The following is a 2,124-nucleotide window of genomic DNA, read 5'->3' as shown; positions in this document are numbered from 1 at the left end:
AACGCAGTTCATGAAGGAGGCCGCCGGCGGGGAGAACGCTCCGTCATGTACATGTTCGAGGAGACGCTGGAGACGTTCCGCGAACGGAGCGAGAACATCAACATCCCGGTTCGGCAGATGGAAGAACAGGGGTCGCTCTCCGTCGAGGAGATGAAACCCCTCGACTGCTCGGCGACCGAGTTCGCCCACCGTGTTCGAACGGACGTCGAGGAGAACGACACCAGTATCGTCATGATAGACGGTATCGACGGCTACAAACTGTCGCTCCGGGACGACGACGACCGCGTGCTGGTCCGCAAACTCCACACCCTCTGTCGGTATCTGAAGAACATGGGTATCACCGTCATTCTGGTGGACGAAATCGACACCGTGACCGGCGAATTTCAGGCGACGGAGGCGGGAATCAGCTATCTCGCCGACAATATCGTTTTCCTTCGGCATCTCGAAGTTTCCGGCGAGATGCGCAAGGCCATCGGCGTGCTGAAAAAACGAACCAGCGACTTCGAACGGATGCTCCGCGAGTTCCAGATCACGGAACACGGTCTCAAAGTCGGCGAACCGCTGACCGAACTCAGCGGCGTTCTCTCCGGCTCTCCTGAGTTGGCACGGGAACGTTCGGAGTCGGCCAATGAGTGAGGCGGCCCTCATCCTCGCGCTGGGAAAACGGGAGCGAAACCTCGAACTCCTCGCCGACCTCCTCAAAAACGGCGGCTACGACGTCGAAATCGCGACCAGCATGGACGAGTTCGACGCCCTGCTCGAACAGTGTGACGACGTTGCCCTCGCCGTTTTGGACGTGGACGGCTTCACCGAGGACATCTGGAAGCGCTGTGAACAACTCAACGACCGCGATATTCCCATGCTCGTCCTCGCGGCGCAGATTCCGCCCGCGATGCGCCAAAAGGCGGTCAGCCGAGGTGCACAGACCATCCTCGAAAAGCCGGTCGATAAGGCGGACTTGCAGGCGACGATACGCGGTCTGATGGAATACATCCGCATGAACCGCTAACCTGAACGGGACTTCCGAGATACCGCCGAGTTTCGAAGATTTCTGTTTTGCCTTCTCTTGCGTCGGGCCTATTTTGCTCCCGTCGCTCGGAGCTGTGGGTTCGGCGGCCGTCGAAGGAGAGTAGATGACGATGCGTACGCGCCCCACCGGGAACCATGGGGCAGCATGGGACCACTGGGCGGCGAGGGCCGAAGCGGGTCGTCGGGGAGACGACCGCGGGGGATGGCTGTCGGTAGAACCGAACAGCCGGGGCGGCGAGGGCCGAAGCGGGTCGTCAGGGGAGACGACCGTGGAGGGTGGGTGTGATGGGGCGCTACGTCGTCATCGATTAGTTCTTCTGGGGATAGATAATTCAGTTCTACCATGTGACTGTCGATAGTATTGCAACTCACCATACTATCGATACTCACGACCCTGTTTCAACTCACTATCCGATTCTAACTCGTAACACTACCTCGCCGTCGTTCGATTTCCGTCGTTACAGTTTGTGTCGGAACGCACGCAGCACGTCGTGGCCGGTTTCGGTCAGCGTCACCTGCTTTTGTCGTCCGACCTTTCTAACTTCGATGTAGCCGTCGCGTTCCAGCGGGTCGACGATGTTCGCGTTCAGCAGGGCGAACTTCGCCTTGTCGTTCGCCGGGTTACTGTCGGCGATGAACGACAACTCTCGTCCTCGGCGTAGCTGATGAGGTCCTTTTTCTTCGGGGTGTCGTGGAACGCGGTGCGCGACTCGCTCTCGTGGGTCGATGACGAGCATCCGGGCGCGTGGTATCACGCTTCCCTTCCGGATGCCAGCGCCGAATTCCGCGACCTGTGGTCGCTCGAAGACGGCGACAGCGGCGCCTTCTTCCTCCATACCGTGGTGCCCACCATCGACGACGAGTGGCTCTTTTTCGCCGTGCCACACCACTCGCTCTGCTGGCTGAACGCGCCCGACGAGTCGTTCGTCGATGCGGTGGACGATGCGCTGGCGAAGCACCGGGCTTGCGTCCTGCCGGAGAAAACGCGCGTCGAGTGGACCGGCGATGGTCGAAACTATTACATCTCCGGCACGTCCCTCTGCGTGGAAGGTGGACGCCTTCGGACCCGCGGCTGCTACGGCCTGTCGAATCTCG

1 protein-coding gene and 3 pseudogenes are annotated in these 2,124 nt (G+C 60.3%); 3 read left to right on the top strand and 1 reads right to left on the bottom strand.

Translation table 11 applies throughout. The features are described 5' to 3' along the window. Window positions 1–636, top strand: a pseudogene (locus BG842_RS00070) (ATPase domain-containing protein); the annotation flags it as partial. After that, the gene (locus BG842_RS00065) at window positions 629–1,009 is read left to right on the top strand and encodes a two-component system response regulator (RefSeq protein ID WP_069449183.1); all 381 of its coding nucleotides are present in this window, start codon (window positions 629–631) and stop codon (window positions 1,007–1,009) included. The pseudogene BG842_RS00070 and the gene BG842_RS00065, both read left to right, overlap by 8 nt. 478 nt (window positions 1,010–1,487) lie before the next feature. Here BG842_RS00065 and BG842_RS00060 read toward each other — a convergent pair. Beyond that, window positions 1,488–1,717, bottom strand: a pseudogene (locus BG842_RS00060) (DUF6293 family protein); the annotation flags it as partial. On the opposite strand from BG842_RS00060, the pseudogene BG842_RS00055 reads away from it, so the two are divergent. After that, window positions 1,695–2,124, top strand: a pseudogene (locus tag BG842_RS00055) (hypothetical protein); the annotation flags it as partial. The pseudogenes BG842_RS00060 and BG842_RS00055 overlap by 23 nt on opposite strands.

It is taken from the genome of Haladaptatus sp. W1 (assembly GCF_001723155.1).
GTDB lineage: Archaea > Halobacteriota > Halobacteria > Halobacteriales > Haladaptataceae > Haladaptatus > Haladaptatus paucihalophilus.
Note: the sequence above shows the minus strand (reverse complement) of the source record. Positions and strands in the feature narration are given on the sequence as shown.

Bases quoted from the DNA above. Each gene is read 5' to 3' on its own strand.
- BG842_RS00065 (WP_069449183.1), top strand. From the start codon at position 629: ATGAGTGAGGCGGCCCTCATCCTCGCGCTGGGAAAACGGGAGCGAAAC.